10 protein-coding genes are annotated in these 19761 nt (G+C 68.2%); 3 read left to right on the top strand and 7 right to left on the bottom strand.

Annotation, left to right across the window (positions count from 1 at the left end; all coding sequences use genetic code 11):
* Positions 1-75 precede the first annotated feature (75 nt).
* Together HNR51_RS07935 and HNR51_RS07930 are read left to right on the top strand one after the other, a co-directional pair.
* Complete coding sequence (locus HNR51_RS07935; protein WP_012454715.1) at positions 76-348, top strand: hypothetical protein; 273 nt, start codon at positions 76-78, stop codon at positions 346-348.
* Between the two features lie 53 nt (positions 349-401).
* Complete coding sequence (locus HNR51_RS07930; protein WP_182554594.1) at positions 402-731, top strand: YnfA family protein; 330 nt, start codon at positions 402-404, stop codon at positions 729-731.
* A gap of 16 nt (positions 732-747) precedes the next feature.
* Here the strand turns inward: HNR51_RS07930 and glgB are convergent, their stop codons facing one another.
* From glgB to HNR51_RS07895, 7 genes are all read right to left on the bottom strand, one after another.
* Positions 748-3105 (bottom strand): 1,4-alpha-glucan branching protein GlgB, encoded by a 2358-nt coding sequence (gene glgB, locus HNR51_RS07925; protein WP_182554593.1) that lies wholly within the window; start codon positions 3103-3105, stop codon positions 748-750.
* 69 nt (positions 3106-3174) lie between these two features.
* Positions 3175-6441: a maltose alpha-D-glucosyltransferase gene (treS, locus tag HNR51_RS07920; protein ID WP_012454712.1), complete on the bottom strand. Its 3267-nt coding sequence runs from the start codon at positions 6439-6441 to the stop codon at positions 3175-3177.
* Between the two features lie 170 nt (positions 6442-6611).
* Complete coding sequence (locus HNR51_RS07915; RefSeq protein ID WP_182554592.1) at positions 6612-9986, bottom strand: maltotransferase domain-containing protein; 3375 nt, start codon at positions 9984-9986, stop codon at positions 6612-6614.
* 139 nt (positions 9987-10125) lie between these two features.
* Complete coding sequence (locus tag HNR51_RS07910) at positions 10126-15066, bottom strand: malto-oligosyltrehalose synthase (protein WP_182554591.1); 4941 nt, start codon at positions 15064-15066, stop codon at positions 10126-10128.
* Positions 15067-15074: 8 nt separating this feature from the next.
* Positions 15075-16880, bottom strand: a complete 1806-nt coding sequence (gene treZ, locus HNR51_RS07905; protein ID WP_182554590.1) for a malto-oligosyltrehalose trehalohydrolase — start codon at positions 16878-16880, stop codon at positions 15075-15077.
* Between the two features lie 255 nt (positions 16881-17135).
* Complete coding sequence (locus HNR51_RS07900; RefSeq protein ID WP_041371442.1) at positions 17136-17615, bottom strand: DUF2852 domain-containing protein; 480 nt, start codon at positions 17613-17615, stop codon at positions 17136-17138.
* A 75-nt stretch (positions 17616-17690) separates the two neighbouring features.
* Positions 17691-18317: a TetR/AcrR family transcriptional regulator gene (locus HNR51_RS07895; RefSeq protein ID WP_182554589.1), complete on the bottom strand. Its 627-nt coding sequence runs from the start codon at positions 18315-18317 to the stop codon at positions 17691-17693.
* Between the two features lie 222 nt (positions 18318-18539).
* On the opposite strand from HNR51_RS07895, the gene zigA reads away from it, so the two are divergent.
* Entirely contained in the window at positions 18540-19760 is a 1221-nt protein-coding gene (gene zigA / locus HNR51_RS07890; RefSeq protein WP_182554588.1) for a zinc metallochaperone GTPase ZigA, read from the top strand.
* Position 19761: the final 1 nt, after the last annotated feature.

Here is a 19761-nt window from a genome sequence, read left to right as displayed (position 1 = left end):
TCCGGGGGTGCGTCCCTGAGGAACCGCGGGGGCATTCGAGCGCTGTCCTCGCGCGAAACCTTTGCGGGGCGGCCGATGTCGGAGTTGGAGACGAAGCGCGCGGCGATCGCCGACCTTCTCGCGCGGATCGAAGGGCTCGACCCGCAGAACCGTGCGGCCCTCGACCAGCGGGTCGAGACGGTCGTGGAGGGCTTCGATCCTGGCGCACCCGAGCCGTCCGAGCCGGCGCGCGCGGATCTGCATCGCATGATACGCGACTACCGCGACTTGCGGGATCTGCCTGGCGATCGGGCGAACGTTCGGCTGGCCGAGAAGGGCGAGGTGTTCGCTCCGGAGGACGACGCGTAGGCACGGGGCCGGCAAGGCTTGGCAAAGCGGGGAGCCCGCGCCAAGCGTTGCCGATGAGCAAGACCCTTCTCGCCTATTCCGGCGCCGCGCTGGCGGAGATCGCCGGCTGCTTCGCCTTCTGGGCGTGGCTCCGGCTCGGCCGGTCGGTTTGGTGGGTCGCGCCGGGCATGGTCTCGCTGGCGCTGTTCGCGTGGCTGCTCACCCTGGTCGAGAGCGAGGCTGCGGGCCGCGCCTATGCTGCCTATGGCGGCATCTACATCGTCGCCTCGATCCTCTGGCTCTGGAGCGTGGAGGGGCACCGGCCGGATCGATGGGACATAACCGGCGGAGCGATCTGCCTCGCCGGCATGGCGGTCATCCTGTTCGGTCCGCGGGGCGGCTGAGCCGCCCCGCTCGCGATCAGCCTTCGCGGATCAGGATCAGCGTCGACAGCGGCGGCAGGATCAGGCTCAGGGAGTGCGGCTGGCCGTGACTCTGCTCAGATTGGCTGTGAACGCCGCCCATATTGCCGACGTTCGAGCCGCCGTAGCGCTCGGCGTCGGAGTTGATCGCCTCGCGGTAATAGCCGGCCGTCGGCACGCCGACGCGATAGCCTTCCCGCGGCACCGGCGTGAAGTTCGAGACGACGATGGCGACTTCGCCCTCCGCCTTGCCCTTGCGAGCCCAGGCGATGACCGAGTTGTCGGAATCGTCCGCCACCAGCCACTGGAAGCCGCCCGGTTCCACGTCCCGCGTGTAGAGCGCCGGGGTCGAGGTGTAGACGTGGTTGAGGTCGCGAATCAGATCCTTGACGCCGCCATGCAGCGGATCGTCGAGCAGGTGCCAGTCGAGGGACTGGTTGTGGTTCCACTCGCGCTCCTGGCCGAACTCGCCGCCCATGAACAGCAGCTTCTTGCCGGGATGGCCCCACATGAAGCCGAAATAAGCGCGCAGATTCGCGAATTTCTGCCAGCGGTCGCCCGGCATCTTGCCGAGCAGCGAGCCCTTCCCGTGCACGACTTCGTCGTGGGAGAGCGGCAGGACGAAGTTTTCCGAGAAGGCGTAGAGCAGGCCGAAGGTCAGGTTGTGGTGGTGGTAGCGCCGGTGGATCGGATCCTCCGACATATATTTCAGGGTGTCGTGCATCCACCCCATGTTCCACTTGAAGCCGAAGCCGAGGCCGCCGGTATAGGTCGGGTGCGAGACGCCCGGCCATGAGGTCGATTCCTCCGCCACCGTGATCGTGCCCGGCGCGTGGCTGTAGGTCGCCTCGTTGGTCTTGCGCAGGAAGTTGATGGCATCGAGATTCTCGTTGCCACCGTACTGGTTCGGGATCCACTCGCCCGCCCGGCGCGAATAGTCGAGGTAGAGCATCGAGGCCACCGCATCCACGCGCAGGCCGTCGAGATGATAGTGCTCCAGCCAGAACCGGGCGTTGGCGGTGAGGAAGGCCGACACTTCCGTGCGGCCGAAATTGTAGATGTAGGTTCCCCAATCCTGGTGGAAGCCCTGGCGCGGATCGGCGTGCTCGTAGAGATGCGTGCCGTCGAACAGTCCGAGCCCGTGCGCGTCGAGGGGGAAGTGCCCCGGCACCCAATCGAGCAGCACGCCGATGCCGGCCTCGTGGGCGGCGTTGACGAAGGCGACGAAGTCGTCGGGCGTACCGAAACGGCTCGTCGGGGCGAACAGCGAGACCGGCTGATAACCCCAGGAGCCGTCGAACGGGTACTCGGTGATCGGCAGAAGCTCGATATGGGTGAAGCCGAGTTCCTTGACGTAGGGGATCAGGCGATCGGACAATTCCTTGTAGGTCAGATAGCGGTTGCCTTCGCCCGGCACCCGAGCCCACGAGCCGAGATGCACCTCGTAGACCGACATGGCAGCGTGGCGGGGGTCCTTCTCGCCGCGGCTGTCCATCCAGGCGTTATCGTGCCATTCCGGCTCGTTGAGGCCCTGGAGTACGGACGCCGTCTGCGGCGGGTGCTGGCCACGAAACGCGACCGGATCGGCCTTGAGCGGCAGCAGCGCGCCATCGGGCCCACGGATCTCGAACTTGTAGTTCTGCCCGGCCTTGAGCCCCGGCACGAACAGTTCCCAGACGCCGCCGTTCAGCCACAGCCGCATCGGGTGGCGCCGGCCGTCCCAGTCGTTGAAGTCGCCGACCACACTGACACGGCGGGCGTTCGGCGCCCAGACCGCGAAGCGGAAGCCGGGGATGCCGTCGAGTTCGCCGGCATGGGCGCCGAGGACGCGGTAGACGAGATTGCTGCCGATCTGGCGCAGGCCCTCGATCTCGCTCTGTTCGAGGGAGGGGCCGAACCCGTAGGGATCGTGGCGGCGGGTGCTGCTGCCGTCCCAGGCCTCGACCTCGATCTCGTAGAGAGGGCGCCCCTCGCTCTTCACGCTCGCGACATAGAACCCATCCGGGTGGACACGCTCGAACGGGACGGTCTGCCCGCCGGTGAGCAGGCGGGCGGCCTTGGCCTCGGGCAGGACCGCGCGGACCTCCCAGGTGCCGGGCGCGACCTGATGCGGTCCCAGCACGCCGAAGGCGTCGCCGTGGTCGGCCGCCATGATGGCGGCGACCGCATCGGGATGGAGGTGGCCGTCGCGGGGCTGCGACGTGGGGCGGCCCACCCGGGGCGCTCCACCATCGCCGCCCAGCGAATCCGCCGGCCGGGGCGCGCGGGGCGCCTCGGTCGAGCCTGACCTGTTCGGGACGTTGGCGGCCGCCTGCCCCTCGTTTCGAGCCGCGGCCTTCTCGTCCAGAGCCGTCATCCAGTCACCTCTTCCAGGGATTCGCTGTCGGGCCGGGGCGGGTATCAGCCCGGCGCGAGAGCGCGATCGTCACACCGAAGCGCGGTCGCGCTTGGCTTCATCCAGTATGTTGAGAACACCCCGTGCCGGGATTTCGATCCAGTCGGGGCGGTTGTTGACCTCGTAATCAACCTCGTAGAGCGCCTTGGTGAGCAGGCTCAGACGCAGCAGGCCGCGATGCGTCTCCGCATCCTCCACCGCCGCCCGGCTGCCGGCCACCGCCTGCCCATAGCCGTCGAGGAACGCTGCATCGATCATGCCGCGCCACGCGATCGCCGCGTTGCGCGCCCGCTCCTCGCTGTCGCCGAAGCGGGCGGCGATCTCGCGCACCACCGTTTCGGCGCCGTAAGCGAAGGAGCGCAGCATGCCGGCCACGTCCCGCAGCGGCGTCGATTTCGACCGGCGCTGCTCCACCGGCCGCGAGGGCTCGCCCTCGAAATCGACGATGACGAGATCGCCCTCGGAGGCGAGAACCTGGCCGAGGTGGTAGTCGCCGTGGATGCGGGTCTTGGTGGCGCCCCGCAGCGGGCCGGCGGCCAACTCGTCGATGAGCGCCTCGACCTCACCGCGGCGGGCGGCGAGCGCCTCGCTCGCCGAGCCGGGCGACCATGCGGTGATCGCATCGAGCCCCTTGAAGGCGCGCGCTGCCTGATAGCGGGCGTCGTCCGCCAGGGCGGCGAGATCCGCCTCACCGAACGGCTCGACCGCGAAGGCCGGATCGTCGGTGTCGATGGCGAACGCCCGGTGCAGCTCGGCCGTGCGCTGGCCGAGCAGGATCGCCCAACGCAGATGCGCGTTGAAGGCGTCCTCCGGCGTCGGCGCCTCGCTCTCGGGGGCCAGCACCACGGTCTCGAAGTCGCGCCGCAGGCCCTCCAGCATCAGCGTCCAGGCATCGCCCTGGTTGAGGACGAACTTCTGCAGCAGCGCCAGCGCCGTGCGGGTGCCATCCTCGGCCACGTGCTCGACCACGCCGAGGAGCGCGGGCGTGTTGGCGAAATGCGCCTGCTCGGTGAGGAAGCGGCCGATCTCGATCTCCGGATGCGTGCCGGGCTGGAGACGGCGCAGGAGCTTGAGCATCATCCGCGCGCCGATGGCGATGGAGGTGTTGCTCTGCTCGGCCGAGAGGCGACGCACGTCGGCGGCCTCGAACGGCACTTCCGGATCGTAGGCCGAGGTGGTCGAGAAGACGATGCTGCCGCGCTCCGACGGGATCGTCACGCCGTCGCGCATGGCCTCGATCAGAGCGACGGTGAAGGGCGCGGCGGCGGCGGCCTCGTAGAGCAGGCCGGTGCGGGGGCCGCGGCGCACGCGGGCCACCGCGTGGTCCATCAGCGTCTCGTCCTCGCGGCCCTCCTCGACGGCGAGCGGCACGAAGTAGTCCTGGCGTTCGCCGTTGGCGAGCGTCACCGCCACTCGCGGCAGCAGGAACTTGCCCTCGCCGGTGGCGTCCTTGACGATGGCGCTGTCATCGACCTGGACCGACTTGATGCGCGAGCCCTTGGCACCGAACCAGCGCCGCGAGCCGATGAAGGGCGGCGCCACGGTGCGCTCGAAGGCCGTGCGTTCGCGGCCCTTGATCAGGGTCTCGACGCCGCCGGTCAGCACGAGGGTGAAGAGTTCGGGGCTCTGCGGCTGCGGGCCGATCTCGCCGGTATTCGCGACCGAGAGCGAGAACCAGTAGAAGCCGTAGGCCGGGAGCGTGAGCAGATAAGGCAGCTCGCCGATCGCCGGGAAGGCGGTGCCGCCCGTCAGCTCGATCGGAATCGCGCCGCGCAGGTCGGACAGGTCAAGCTGCACCGCCTGCGGTGCCCGCGACAGGTTGGCGACGCAGAGGATGCGCTCGTTGTCGTGCTCGCGGATCCAGGCGAGCACCTTGCGGTTCGTCGGATAGAGGAACTGGATCGCGCCGCGCCCCAGCGCGACCGAATTGTTGCGGATCGCGATCATGCGCCGCGTCCAGTTCAGCAGGGAGGTCTGCGCCTGGATCTGCGCCTCGACGTTGATCGCGTCGTAGCCGTAGATCGGATCCTGGATCGACGGCAGGAACAGCTTCTGCGGGTTGGCCCGCGAGAAGCCGCCGTTGCGGTCCGGCGACCACTGCATCGGCGTGCGCACACCGTCGCGATCACCGAGATAAATGTTGTCGCCCATGCCGATTTCGTCGCCGTAGTAGAGCACCGGTGTTCCGGGCATCGACAGGACGAGGGACTTCATCAGCTCGATCTTGCGCCGGTCGTTCTCCAGCAACGGCGCGAGGCGGCGGCGGATGCCGAGATTGATGCGGGCGCGGCGCTCGGCGGCGTAGAACGACCACAGGTAGTCGCGCTCCTCCGCCGTGACCATCTCGAGCGTCAGCTCGTCGTGGTTGCGCAGGAAGATCGCCCACTGGCAGCCCTCGGGAATCTCCGGGGTCTGGCGCATGATGTCGGTGATCGGATGCCGGTCTTCCCGGGCGATCGCCATGTACATCCGCGGCATCAGCGGGAAGTGGAATGCCATGTGGCACTCGTCGCCGTCGCCGAAGTACTGCGCCGTCTCCTCCGGCCACTGGTTGGCCTCGGCCAGCAGCATCCGGTCAGGATAGCTCACGTCGAGCGCCGCGCGGATCGCCTTGATGACGTCGTGGGTCTCGGACAGGTTCTCGCAGTTCGTGCCGTCACGCTCGATCAGGTAGGGAATCGCGTCGAGCCGCAGCCCGTCCACGCCCATGTCGAGCCAGTAGCGCATCACCTCGATGACGGCTTCCAGCACGGCCGGATTGTCGAAGTTCAGGTCGGGCTGGTGGCTGTAGAAACGGTGCCAGAAATACTGTTTCGCGACCGGATCCCAGGTCCAGTTCGACACTTCCGTGTCGAGGAAGATGATACGCGTGTCGCTATACTTGTCGTCCGTGTCCGACCAGACGTAGAAATCGCGCTCGGGCGAGCCGGCCGGCGCCTCGCGGGCGCGCTGGAACCAGGGGTGCTGGTCGGAGGTGTGGTTGATCACCAGCTCGGTGATGACGCGCAGGCCCCGCTCGTGGGCGGCGTCCACGAAGCGGCGGAAATCCTCCATCGTCCCGTAGGACGGGTTGATGTCCCGGTAGTCGGCGATGTCGTAGCCGTCGTCGCGCAGCGGCGAGGGATAGAACGGCATCAGCCAGATCGCCGTGACCCCGAGGTCGCGGACGTAATCGAGCTTCTGCGTCAGGCCCTCGAAGTCCCCGATCCCATCGTTCGACGAGTCGAAGAACGACTTGACGTGGATCTGGTAGATGATGGCGTCACGGTACCACTGCGGATCGCTGCGATCGATCATCCCGTCGCTGCCTCACGTCACTTTCGAGAGCGGAACCGGGCCCTGCGGCGCCGGACTGCGAGCTTCCTCGGCTCGCTTCTTGGCGAGAACACGACGGTGACCGCCGTATTCCGCCCGATCTAGAGCGCCCCGCGCCGAAAGTGGAGGCCGCTTCGGCGCGGGGCGGGTCGTCAGGAGCGCCGGGGCCGGAGTCGCCAGACGATGGCCGAGCGGTCGGCGGGATCGAGGGCGATCCGGTGGTTCTTGCCGTAGAGCTCGAACTTGTAGCCCAGCAGCAGATCCTCGACCTCGACCGCCCCGTCGTCGGGTAGGCCGAGCAGCCAGAGCGGCACCTCGTAGGTGCATTCCTGGCGGTTCTTCGGGTCGAGGTTGACCATCACGAAGACGCAGTTGTCGCGCTCCGGCGTCACCTTCGCGTAGGCGATGATGTTGTCGTTGCCCGCACCCGTGAAGTGGATGTTCCGGAAGTCCCACAGGGCCGGATTGTCCCGGCGCGCCTGATTGAGCTTGATGATGTGCTCGCGGATGTTGCCGGGGCGGTGATAGTCCCAGGCCTTCAGCTCGTACTTCTCCGAATCGAGATACTCTTCCTTGCCTGGATAGGGCGCGGCCTCGCACAGCTCGAAGCCGTTATAGATGCCGTAGATCGAGGAGAGCGTCGCGGCCAGTGTCGCGCGCACGATGAAGCCCGGTCGCCCGCTCGTTTGCAGGTAGTAGGGATTGATGTCCGGCGTGTTGGCAAAGAAGTTCGGGCGGTAGTACTCGCCCATCTCACCGGCCAACTCCAGCGCGTACTCGGTCAGTTCCTGCTTCGTGTTGCGCCACGTGAAGTAGGTATAGCTCTGCTGGTAGCCGGCCTTGGCGAGCTTCTTCATCATCTTCGGCCGGGTGAAGGCCTCGGCCAGGAAGATCGCGTCGGGATACTCCGCGTTCACCTCGCGCAGCATCCATTCCCAGAACGGAATCGGCTTGGTGTGCGGGTTGTCGACCCGGAAGATGCGGGCCCCATGGGCGCACCATCCGAGGACGATGTCGCGCAGCTCGATCCAGAGGGAGGGCAGCGCCCCGCCGTAGAAGTGGACGTTGGAGATGTCCTCGTACTTCTTCGGCGGATTCTCGGCGAATTTCAGCGTGCCGTCGGGGCGCCACTCGAACCATTCGGGGTGGTTCTTGATCCAGGGATGATCGGGGGAGCACTGGATCGCGAAGTCGATGGCGACTTCCATGCCGTGGGCATGGCTCGCGGCGACGAGCTGGCGGAAATCCTCCAGCGTCCCGAGTTCGGGATGCACGGCCTCGTGGCCGCCGTCCTCCGAGCCCACCGCGTAGACCGAGCCAACATCGCCGGGCAGGGCTTTCAGCGTGTTGTTCTTGCCCTTGCGGTTCGTCTTCCCGATCGGGTGGATCGGCGTGAAGTAGAGCACGTCGAAGCCGAGCTCGCGGATCTCGCGCAGCCGACGGATCACATCCTTGAAGGTGCCGTGGCGGTTCGGATCGCCCGATTGCGAGCGCGGGAAGATCTCGTACCAAGCCGAGAACCGGGCCGCGAGCCGGTCGGCGATGACCGGGATGTTGACGGGATAGCGCGACAGGTTCACCCGCTCGGCATTGCGCCGGATCAGCGACATCGCCTCGGGCGCCAGGATCTTTTCGAGGATGACGGGTGAGCCTCCGGGCTCGGCACCGAGCGAGCGGATCAGCGCGTCGAGCCGCTGCTTGTCGGCGCCCGTCGCCAGATCCTCCGCGATCTGGATCAGCTCGACGCCCTCGATGGTCTCGAGGCGCACATCCACGCCGGCATCGCGCTTCTTCAGGGTGTCGCGAACCCAGGAGGAAAAGCCGTCGCGCCACGCCTCGACCGTGAACTCGTAGCGGGCGTTCCTTTCGAGCGGGAAGTGGCCGGCCCAGCGGTCATTGTCGACGAACACCATCGGGTCGCGCCGCCACGTCTCCTCGCCGACGACGCGCGAGAGGATGGCGGCGTTGATGATCTCGTGCCCGTCCGAGAAGATGTCGGCCTCGACGCGCACCTGCTCGCCGACGATGCGCTTCACCGCCGAGCGACCGCCATCGATCTCCGGCGTCACCGCCTCGATGACGACGCGGCCCTTCCCCTCCGGCGTCGTCGGCGGCGGCGGGGCGGCGACCTTGGCACGCTCGGCCACGAGAATGCGCAACTCACCCGGCTGAAGGTCGATGCTGGCGCCCGGATGGAAGGCGATCGGCTCGGCATCGGGCGTGCGGTCGTTGAAGGTGCCGAGCTGTCCGCCGGTGCGCTCGATGAGGCGCCCGGCATCGACCGGCGCGGGCGTGTCGCCCGGATTGTACAGGATCAGGGTCGCCGAATGCGCCGAGGCCGAATGGCCGGTGTCGGTGCGGAACAGAGCGGTGAAGGGCGCGTCCGGCGCGGAAAGACGCATCTGCGCGCCTTCGACATTGGCGGCCGGGATCTCGGCCTTCAGCGCGTTGATCGCCGTGACGTAGGCAGAAATGTCGATGCCGGTGTCGTGCTCGCGCGAGCCGGGCGTGGTCTCGACCACGTGCAGCGCGCGGCGATAGCCCCACTCGTACCCGATCGGCATCAGCACGCCGGCCGAGAAGAAAGCCGAGAGGGCGTAGCGCGTCTTCAGCCGCCGGGCGATGGACTCGGCTCCGCCGGGGATGTCGGCGGCGAGGCGCGCCATGTCGTGGTTCTCGGGGAAGGCGATCGAGGGCGCGACCACCCGCAGACGATCGTACTGTTCCAGGGCCCAAGGCGCCTTGAGATTCCACCACGCGAACGAGTTGAACAGGTAGTCGAAGCCGGCGCCGGCGGTCGCCTGCGCCTCCTCGAAGGTGCAGCCCAACGTCTCCGCCGCGAACAGCGTCTCCGGCTCGCGCGCCTTGGCCGCTTGGATCAGCGCGCGCCAAACCTCCGGCGGCACCTTGTAGGCGGCGTCGCACCGGAATCCGCGCACGCCGAGGTGCTGGAGCTTGCCGATATAGCCGTCGAAGATGCGGATCAGTTCGCCCCGGGCGTGCTCGGAATGATAGTCGAGCTCGATCAGGTCGCCCCAGACCGTACGCTTGGACGGATCATCGGGGTCGATCGCCGCCGGGCTCACCGGCTTGCCGTCTGCGTCGCGCACGAACAGATCGGGCCGCTCGTGGAACAGGCGGGCGTTGTCGGCGGTGTGGTTGATGACGAGATCGCTCATCACCGAAACGCCGTGCGACTCTGCCGCCCGACAGAAGAGGGCGATCTGCTCGTCATCCGACGTGCCGTCGCTGTCGCGGAACCGCTCGTCCAAGCGATCAAGATCGGCCACGGCGTAGAGGCTGCGCGAGCCGCCGGTCTGATGGAAGGGGTTGAGATAGACCCAGTTGAAGCCGAGTTCGGCGATACGCGGCAGCTCCGCCGTCCAGGCCGAAACCGTCCCGACCAGCAGCGGGAACAGGTTGTAGATGCGCGGGCCCTCCGCGCGGGGGGCGAAGGCGGCGGGCAAGGCCACTGTCTCCGCGCCGGTCCGGGTCGCGGGCGCCATCGCGGTGTTCGGTGCGTTCATGGATCGCCTCCGTCTTGTCGCTACTCGCCGAGCGCGTTCTGATGGGTCGAGGCCGCGGGGTGCCTCTCGTGAAACCCCCGCCGACCCGGTGAGGTCACGGCCTGGACGGCCGATCGACGGGCATCTCGTGCGGGCCGCCTCAGGCAGCCCGCCGCAGCACCACATAGGGCAGCGTTGCGAAGAGCCGACCGAGATCGAGCCGGTCGCCCTCGGCGGCGACTTCGCCACCGCCGATTACGTCCACCCAGCGGCTGCCGTCCGGCACCGTCAGGGTCGTGCCGGCGAAGGCCTCGCCCGACCAACCCGATTCGGGCGTCAGCCGTGCGACGAGGCGGGGCACCGCCACCAAAAGGTCGTCCTCGCCGGAGGTCGCCGCCGAGCGGGTGAAGGCGATGACGTGGTCGGCGCGCGCGCCTTCCGCGGCGAGCGGCCGGTAGTCGGCGTCCGCGTAGAAGGCCGGTCGCGCCGCGCGGTCGGCGAGCAGGCGCGCCAGCGTCGCCTGCTTCACCCGTCCATCCGGCCAGGCGCCGATCAGCTCGGAGGGCGCACCGCCGGCCTCCAAGGCCCGAGCCCTCTCCTCGTAATCGACCGGCCGACGATTGTCGGGATCGACGAAGGAGAAGTCCCAGAACTCGGTGCCCTGGTAGGTGTCGGGAATGCCCGGCAGGGTGCATTTGAGGACGGTGCGGCCGAGCCCGGCGATCATGCCGAGGAAGGCGAGCCGCCGCACCAGCGGACGCAGCCGGTTCAGGCAATCCGAGCCGGGAGTGACGAGGGCCGCGAAGAGCGCGTGCACCGCGCCCTCGTAGCCCTCGTCGACATTGACCCAGCTCGACCGGCGCTTGCTCTCGCGCAAAGCCTTCTCGGCATAGGCGTCGAGGCGCTTGCGGAACGTCTCGATCTCGCCCGCGTCGTCACCTTCCAGAAGTTCCAGCGGCCACGCGCCCAGGATGGCCTGGAGGAACATCCACTGGTCATTCGGGTCCGGCGCCGGTTCGCCTTCGACTTGCTTGATGTGCGGCTCGGACGCCCGGCGCCACGTATCCCAGGCCCGCGCCCATTCCTCCGGCAACTCGGACAGGGCGAGCTGGCGCGAGCGGGCATCCTCGCCGCGCTTGGTGTCGTGAGTGGCCGTGGTGATCATCGCGTTCGGCCAGTCGCGGGCGCGCGCGGCCTGAAGCGCGTGGAAGTGCTCGGCGTCGATGCCGTACTCGCCGGGATCGCCGCCGACCTCGTTGAGGGCGAGCAGTTCGACGAAGCGGTAGAACAGGGTGTCTTCCAAGCTCTTGGCCATGACCGGGCCGGTGAGCTGCTGGAAGCGGCGGCGGAAGCGCAGGACCACTTGCTGGTCCGGATGTCCGGCGCCGCCGAGATCGATGCGGCCGAGCAGGGCGTCGGCGGCGAAATCGTGCACCGAGCGATCCGGCAGGGCGCTCCAGCGCTTGGCCTTGCGCACGGCCCCCTCGATCAACCGCACGTCCTCGGCCTCGATCTCGGTCTCGTCGAGATCGCCCGGGAGGTAGGAGCGGTAGACGGGAAACCGCGCCACGATCTCGATCAGCGCCCGGCGGATAGCGTTGGTAGAGAAGTCGCGGTTGCGCCGGTCGGAATCAGCGATCTGCTTGAGGTCGCCGGTCATCACCTCGAGTTCCGAGGCGAAGCTGATCTCCAGGATCTCCGCCTTCGCGGCGCGGAACTGGAAGCCGTAAGGCTCGTCCATATCGGTAGCCCACCGATAGAACTTCTCGATACGCGGCTTCAGCGCCTGATCGACTAGGATGCCGTCGAGCTGGTTCAGAACGTCGTAGCCGGTGGTCCCGGCCACCGGCCAGTCGCGCAGTTTCTCGCCGGGCTCCAGGATCTTCTCGACCACGATGTAGAAGCCGGGTCCGACCGCCGCCTGGAGCGCGCGGGCATATCCGAGCGGATCGGCCAGGCCGTCGATATGGTCGATGCGCAAACCGTCGATCCGGCCCTCGCCGATCAGGCGGAAGAGCAGGTCGTGCGACTTGGTGAACACGTCCGACAGCTCGACGCGCAGGCCGGCGAGCGAATTCACATCGAAGAAGCGGCGGTAGTTGATGTCGCTCGACGCGATGCGCCAGTGAGCGAGCCGGTAGGATTGCTGTTCCAGCAGCCGGTGCAGCGGCCCGAAGCTGTCGGGATAGTCGCGGTTGCCGTTGAGCAGGTGCAGCGCCCGGTAGATCGAGGCGGCGATCTGCGGCGAGGCGCGAACGGCGCCCGCAAGCTGACGCTTCAGCTCCTCGGCGGCCTCGGGCATGGCCCGACGGCGCTCGAAATTCGTCTCCTCCCCCATCGCCCGCAGGCGCTCGGTGATCGAGAGCACTTCGGCCGACATGTCGTCGCCGATCTCGCCCAAGGCCGCGAGCGCCCGGTTCAGAATCGTCGGGTATTGCAGCGGGCAGATCGGAAACTGATGCTCGTAGTGCCAGACGCTGAAGGCGCCGGCGGACTCGTCGAACTTCAGTTCCAGCGTGCCCTTCTCCAGCGCCTCGCCGTAGCGCTCGCCGAGGAAGGGAATGACGAGCTTGCCGTTGGCGCCGAGCCGCTCCCAGTCGATGTCGAAGGCATTGGCCGCAGGCGACAGGCCGCCCCATTCGAGCACCGAGAGCCACCACGGATTGTCGGCGCCGCCGACGCCCATATGGTTGGGCACGATGTCGAGCAGAAGCTTCAGTCCGTGCGCGTGAAGCGCGTCGGTGAAGCTGCGAAAGCCCTCCTCGCCGCCGATCTCCGGGTTGATCTGCGAGTGATCGACGATGTCGTAGCCGTGGGTCGATCCAGGCCGCGCCCGCTGCAGCGGCGAGGCGTAGACGTGGCTGATCCCGAGCTTGGCGAGGTACGGGACGATCTTCTCGGCATCCGCGAAGGTGAACCCCTCGTGGAATTGCAGGCGGTAGGTAGCCCGCGGCGGGGCCGAGGCGAGGCGCGCGGCACCCGAGCGGGGCCCGCGCTCCTCCGCCGACAGGGCGGCGGCGAGTTTCGCCAGCGGGCCGCCCGGGGCGGCAATGGCTTCCAGGTTCCGGTCGAGCTTGCGCCGCCAATTCGGATAGCCCTCGGTCGAGCCCGGCACGTTGGCCTGAGAGAGTTCGCCGACAACGTCCTCGTACTGGACCGCGGTGAGGATGGAGGGCGCGCGAGCGAGGTAGCGGGCCGCGGCCTCGAACGGGGCGTGCTCCGGCGGCTCGGAGCTCGGCAGCAATTGCTGCGCGGCCAGAGCCTCCGACAGGCGCCAGCGCTCGGCGACGCGCTCGGTGCGCTCGGCTTCGGCCCGGTCGGCATCGTAGAGGCCCAGGGATTGCCGGGTGTCGGTATCGACGCCGCGCCACCAGCCGACGAAGGTCGGCAGGTCATGCGTCGTGATCGCGGTCAGCGCGTCCTTCGGATAGGCGTCGGGGGACTTGAAGGCGCCGCCCTGCTCACGCTCGAAGGCGAGGATGCGGTAGCTGAGGATGCCGGAGTGCATCAGCGCGTCGGAGAAGCCCTCCGGCGCGGTACCGAGATCCTCGGCGATGACGAGGCATTTGGCGCGGTGGCTCTCCAGCCGCAGCACCGCCAGCATCGGCTCGAACGGCATCGCCACATAGGCGCCTTCGCGGGCGGACCTGCCGAGCGGGATCAGGAACAGGCGCGCGAGCTGGAATGCGTGATCGATGCGGATCGCGCCAGCATGGCGCATGTTCGCTTTGACGAGAGCGCGGAAGGCCTTGAGGCCGTCGCGCTCCATCTCCAACGGATCGAAGGCCGGCAGGCCCCAATCCTGGCCCTTCGGCGCGAGCAGGTCCGGCGGCGCGCCGATGGAGACGCCATTGGCGAAGCGCTCCGGGTGAGACCAGATCTCCGAGCCGCCCCGGTCGGCGCCGACCGCGAGATCGCGGTAGAGCCCAAGCCGCATGCCGGCCTTCAGGGCCAGATCGGACGAGGCCTTGAGCTGGCTGTCGGCGAGGTGTTGCAGGAAGACGTGATAGGCGATGCGCTCGGCCTGTTCCCGGGCGAAGGCGCGCACGGCATCGGTACCGGCCCGGCGGTACTCCTCGGGCCAGTCGCCGAGCCAATGCGCGCCTTGCTTCCGGAAATGCTCGGAGAGCGCGTCGAAGGTGGCGTGCGATTCGAGGTTCTCACCTCCCTCCGCGCGGAACGCGGCGAAGCCGGCATCCGTGCCGGCCCGCGCCCCCGATCCCTGCCAATAGGCTTCGAGGATCGGAGACAGCACCTCCCAGACACCGGCATGATCGACGAGGGAGGTGTCACGCAGGGCCTCGATCCGAGGGCCGTACTGCTCCAGAAGCGCGGCGGCGGGGCTGTCGGCGAAGCCGGGCAATGCGCCGGGTTCGATGTAGAGGGTTTCGAGAAACAGCCGCGAGGACGGCGAGTAGGGCGAGATCTTGGCCCGATCGGTCGGAAACAGGGCGTGGGCCGGGCTGAGGCCGAGGAACGACGCGCCGCGCAGGGCCGCATCGCGAGCGGCGCGGCCGGCATCGGCGTAGGTGCCGATGCCGAGGTTAGCGGGCGAGCGCAGGCCGTAGAGCTGGGCGGCGAGGCCCCAGTCGCGGGCGCCGTCCTCGGCGTAGGCGCGCGGGCGCCAGCACTTCTGCGGCGCGGACACGATCCAGGCCATGGCTCGGCGGTCGCCGACGGTGATGGTGAGCTGGTGATAGCCCGGCGTCAGCGGCGGCAAGTCGAAGCCGGCGCCGTCCTCGGAGGCGGTCAGGGTGGCACGGCCCTCGCGGGAGCGGTCGTGCTCGTCGACGAGCCGCCACGCCACGGCACCGGAGGTCACGCCCATCCGCACCGGCACACGGAGGCCGCGCCGCGCTTCGGCCGCCAGCAGCGGCGGTATCACGTTGGCGCGCACCGTCTCGACGGCGGCGAGGCTGCGTCGGATCGCGTCGTCGTCGCCCGCGGAAAAGCCGAGAGCTTCGAGCATACCGCGACGGACCTCGAGCGAGGTATCGACCCGCTGCCCGAAGGCATCGGTGAATCCGTCGGCGATGCCGACGAGGTCGGCAAGGCGTTCGAGGGCAGTCACGTCGGAAGCACTCACGTCTGAAGAGGTCACGTCGGAGTTCACTGGGCGCCCCCGATCAGGAACACGCCGGTCCAGGACGGCAGCTGCAGAGCCTGCCGCGAGCCACTGTTCGACCAGATCACCTGACCGCCGTCCGCAGCCGCGGAGAATTCTTCGTCGCCGACATTGACGACGAAGCGCAGCCAACCGTCCTCGTAGCGCCAGATGCAATCCACCACGCCCGGCGCCGGAATTTCGGCCTTGGCGCCGAGGAAGCGGCTCTTGCTCAGCGGTACGACGCTCTGCCGGCGGATCTGAAGCAGGTTGCGGGTATCGGCCCAGATGGCGCGATGCGGCTCGGTCTCGGCCTCGTCCCAGTCGATCTTCGAATCCTCGAAGGTCTTGGCCTCGGTCGGATCCGGGATCACCGAGGTGTCGTCGGCAAAGGCCGCGAAGCTCTTGAACTCGCGGCGGCGCCCCTCGCGCACCGCCTTGTTCAGCTCCTCGTCCGGCGCGAAATCCACGAAGAACAGGAACGGTGCGGAGGCCGACCACTCCTCGCCCATCCACAGCATCGGGATCTGCGGGGCGAGAAGAAGTCCCGCTCGGGCGAGCGCGAGCTTCTTCGGGTCGGCGAGGTGGCTCAGCCGCTCGCCGAGCGCCCGGTTGCCGACCTGATCGTGGTTCTGGAGGAACGTGACGAAGGCCGAAGGCGGCAAGTGGGCCGAGGGCTCGCCGCGGGGATGGTTGTCGAGGGTCGGGAACGGCTCGCCCTGATAGGCGAAACCCTCGGCGAGGCAGCGGGCGAGATGCTCCACGGGCTTGTCGGCGAAGCTCGCGTAATAGCCGGCATCCTCGCCGGTCAGCAGCACGTGCCAGCAATGGTGCAGGTCGTCCGCCCATTGCGCATTGTGGAGGATCGGCTGACTCTTCTCGTCGCGCTCCAGCCAGCGGGCCTGGTTGGCCTCGTTCTCCAAGATCAGATGGACGTGCCGATCCGGAAAGGTCTTGCGGATCGTGTCGCCGAGTTCGGCCAGGAAATGCGTCTCGGAATCGTCGAGGATCGCGTGGACCGCGTCGAAGCGGATGCCGTCGAAGTGGTATTCCTTGAGCCAGTAGAGCGCGTTCTCGATGAAGTAGTCACGCACGACCGGGCCTGATTCCGCCCCGTCGAAGTTGATGCCGGCCCCCCAGGGCGTCTGGTGACGCTCGGTGAAGAAGGTCTTGGCGTAGGCGTGGAGGTAGTTCCCGGCCGGGCCGAAGTGGTTGTAGACGCAGTCGATCAGCACCATCAGGCCCTTGGAGTGGGCGGTGTCGATCAGGTGCTTGAGCTCGTCCGGGCGCCCGTAGGCGGCATCCGGCGCGTAGGGGAGCACGCCGTCGTAGCCCCAGTTGCGGGTGCCCTTGAAGTCGGCGAGCGGCAGGAGTTCGATGGCGGTGACGCCGAGATCGACCAGATCGTCCAGCCGCCTCTCGAGGGCGGCATAGGTGCCCTCGGGCGTCGCGGTGCCGACATGCAGTTCGTAGACGACGGCCTCTTCCCAGGGCCGCCCCGTCCACTCGCCGTCCGACCACGGATAAGCATTGGGGTCGATCACCTCGGAGGGTGCCGAGACGTCATCGGGCTGAAAGCGCGAGGCGGGATCCGGCACCACCAGATCGCCGTCGATGCGGAAGCCGTAGCGCGCGCCGGCCTTCACGCCCGGGACCACGGTCCGGCGCCAGCCCTCGCCGACATCGGGAATGGGATGATCGGTCCCATCCACGACCAGGGTCACATCCGCGGCGGTCGGAGCCCAAAGGGCAAACCGCACACCGTCCTCGGCAAACTCGCTGCCGAACCGCATCGCATGGGCGCGCCGCATCAGGCCACCGGTCTCCGCTGGAGAAAAGGAATCGATCGTCGTTCTGGCTGGCGGGCGTTTCCTGTGTCTCACAAGGCGCCCGGGCTTCGCTTGTTCCCGGTGCCGGCAGTTATGGCGGCTCGGCACGGCGACAACCGCTCAGTGTGATGGAATCGCTGCACTGCACGCACTTTGTTCTCCAACACACAAAAGGGCCCCCCACCTGCCGGCGGGGAGCCCTTCATCAGATCAGATCGCGCTCGGGTTTTTAGACGATCAGGCGTTGATCGTCGGACCACCGCCCTCCGAGCGCCGCTTGGCCATGAAGGCGTCGAACTGCTCGCGGTCCTTGGCGCGCTTCAGCTCCTCCACGAATTCGGCGAAGGCGCGGCTCTCCTCCTGAAGGGCGCGGCGGCGCGCTTCGAGGCGTTCCAGCTCGGCCCGGCGATACTCCTCGAAGGCCCAGTTGCCGGAGGTGGCACCGGTGCCGGACGAGCCCGTGGCCGCCTCGAAGGCGCGGGCAAACCGCGACCGGCCGGAGCCGCCCGCGAAGCTGAAGCCGCCGCTGTTGGCGAACTCCTTCATCTGGCTGAGCGCGGGATAGCCCGCGATCTTCCAGGCAACGTAGGCGACCGCCACCGGCCACCAGTAGACAAAGGCGACGACGATGGCGCCGATTTCGAGCGAACGCTTGGGGAAAGGACCGCTGCGGTGAGACGCGCCGCAGGACCAGGGAGAGGTGGAGGACGTGTTCACGGCTGAGGACTCCGGGGTGTGAATGTGAACAACATTCACATGCGGGTCCGCCTCGGCCGTTTCAAGGGCCGGGGCTCAGGGCTTTTCCTTGACCCGGCCGCCGGCCCCATGAACGAGGGCGAGGACGCCGGCACGCAGCAACTCGTACCTGTCCGGGCCGGGCTTCGGGAGTTGGCCCGCGGCCGAGAGCGTGGCGATGCCGTGGGAGAGCGCCCAGACCTCCAGCGCGAGAAAGCGGGGATCGACGCCGTCGAAGCCGTCGGGAAAAGTCGAGCGCAGGGCCTCGACGAGGAGGTCGAACGGGTTCGGCCTGTCCGAGGCGGGCGCGGGGACCGCGTGGCCGCGCACCTCGAAGATCGCCGCGTAATAGCCCGGCTCCTCCTCGGCGAAGGCGAGATAGGCTTCACCCATGCGGGTGAAACGCTCCAGCGGCGTGCCGCGGCCGGCCAGCGCCCGCGCCAGCCGGTCAGCGAGGTCGGCAAAGCCCCGTCCCGCCACCTCCTCCAGCAACGCCTCGCGACCGCGAAAATGGCGGTAGAGTGCGGCCGGCGTCACACCCACCAAGCGCGCCGCGTCGACGAGCGTGAAGCCACCGATGCCGCGCTCGGCGATGAAGCGGCGTGCCGCCTCGATCAGCGCCTCCTTGAGGTTGCCGTGATGGTAGCTGCGCCGGTCGCCCGGTCCCTCCCGCCAGGGTCGCACCCGTCCCCTCCTCCACGCTGGCCGCACGCCTGCGGTGGTAACCGGCGCAGCCCCGCATCGGTCACGCGCCGCACCGGCCCTTCGTTCAGGCTGATCTCGCTCCCGGCCTTTTCTCCCGAGTCGGTCTACGAGTCGACCATCTTTTCCGTTGGCACGGCTTGACGGCAGCCTGCGAATGCAACGTTATAAAATAACACTGCCACGACCACCCTGTGGATGCCGATGTCTCACACCGATCGCCGCCTTCCCGTCACCGTCCTCTCCGGCTTCCTCGGCGCCGGCAAGACGACGCTGCTCAACCATGTGCTCAACAACCGCGAGGGCCGGCGCGTCGCGGTGATCGTCAACGACATGAGCGAGGTGAATATCGATGCCGACCTCGTGCGCGAGGGCGGCGCGGGCCTGTCGCGCACCGACGAGCGGCTGGTGGAGATGACCAACGGCTGCATCTGCTGCACCCTGCGGGACGACCTGCTCGCGGAAGTGCGCCGCCTCGCCGCCGAGGGCCGCTTCGACTACCTGCTGATCGAGGGCACCGGCATCGCCGAGCCGCTGCCGGTGGCGAGCACCTTTTCGTTCCGTGACGAGGCCGGCGATGCGCTCAGCGACGTGGCGCGGCTCGACACCATGGTGACCGTGGTCGACGCGGTGAACCTCCTGAAGGATTACGGTTCGAACGACTTCCTGCGCCAGCGCGGCGAGACGGCGGGCGCCGACGACAGCCGTACCCTGGTCGATCTTCTCGTGGAGCAGATCGAGTTCGCCGACGTGGTGGTGATCAACAAGGCCCGCGACGTCGCGCCGGAGAAGCTCGACCTCGTGCGCTCGGTGGTTCGCGGCCTCAACGGGGATGCACGCATCGTCGAGGCGTCGCACGGTCAGGTGCCGCCGGAGGCCATCCTCGATACGGGCCTGTTCGACGAGGAGAAGGCCCAGGAGCACCCGCTCTGGTTCAAGGAACTCTATGGCGCGCATGAGCACGTGCCAGAGACCGAGGAATACGGCATTACTTCCTTCGTCTACCGCTCGCGGCGGCCGTTCGATCCCCGGAAATTCCAGGCCTTCGCGAACACGACCTGGCCGGGGCTGATCCGGGCGAAGGGCCACTTCTGGCTCGCGACCCGGCCGGACTGGGTCGGCGAGTTCTCGCTCGCCGGCGCGGTCGCGCATATCGGGGCGATGGGGTTCTGGTGGGCGGCGGTGCCGCGCCAGCGCTGGCCCGAGGAGGCGGTGTTTCGCGAGCGCCTTCACACGGTCTGGAGCGAGGTGTGGGGCGACCGGCGCCAGGAACTCGTCTTCATCGGCCGCGGCATGGACCGGGCGGCGATCACCGCCGCGCTGGATGCCTGCCTCGTTGGCTCGGCCGAGACCCCACGCTTCGATCCCGACGCCTACCGCCACCTGCCCGACCCGTTCCCGGCTTGGCGCCGGGCGGCCGCCTGAT

The sequence above is a fragment of the Methylorubrum thiocyanatum genome (genome assembly GCA_014138645.1).
Lineage (GTDB): Bacteria > Pseudomonadota > Alphaproteobacteria > Rhizobiales > Beijerinckiaceae > Methylobacterium > Methylobacterium thiocyanatum.
This window is presented reverse-complemented; position numbering and strand designations above follow the sequence as displayed.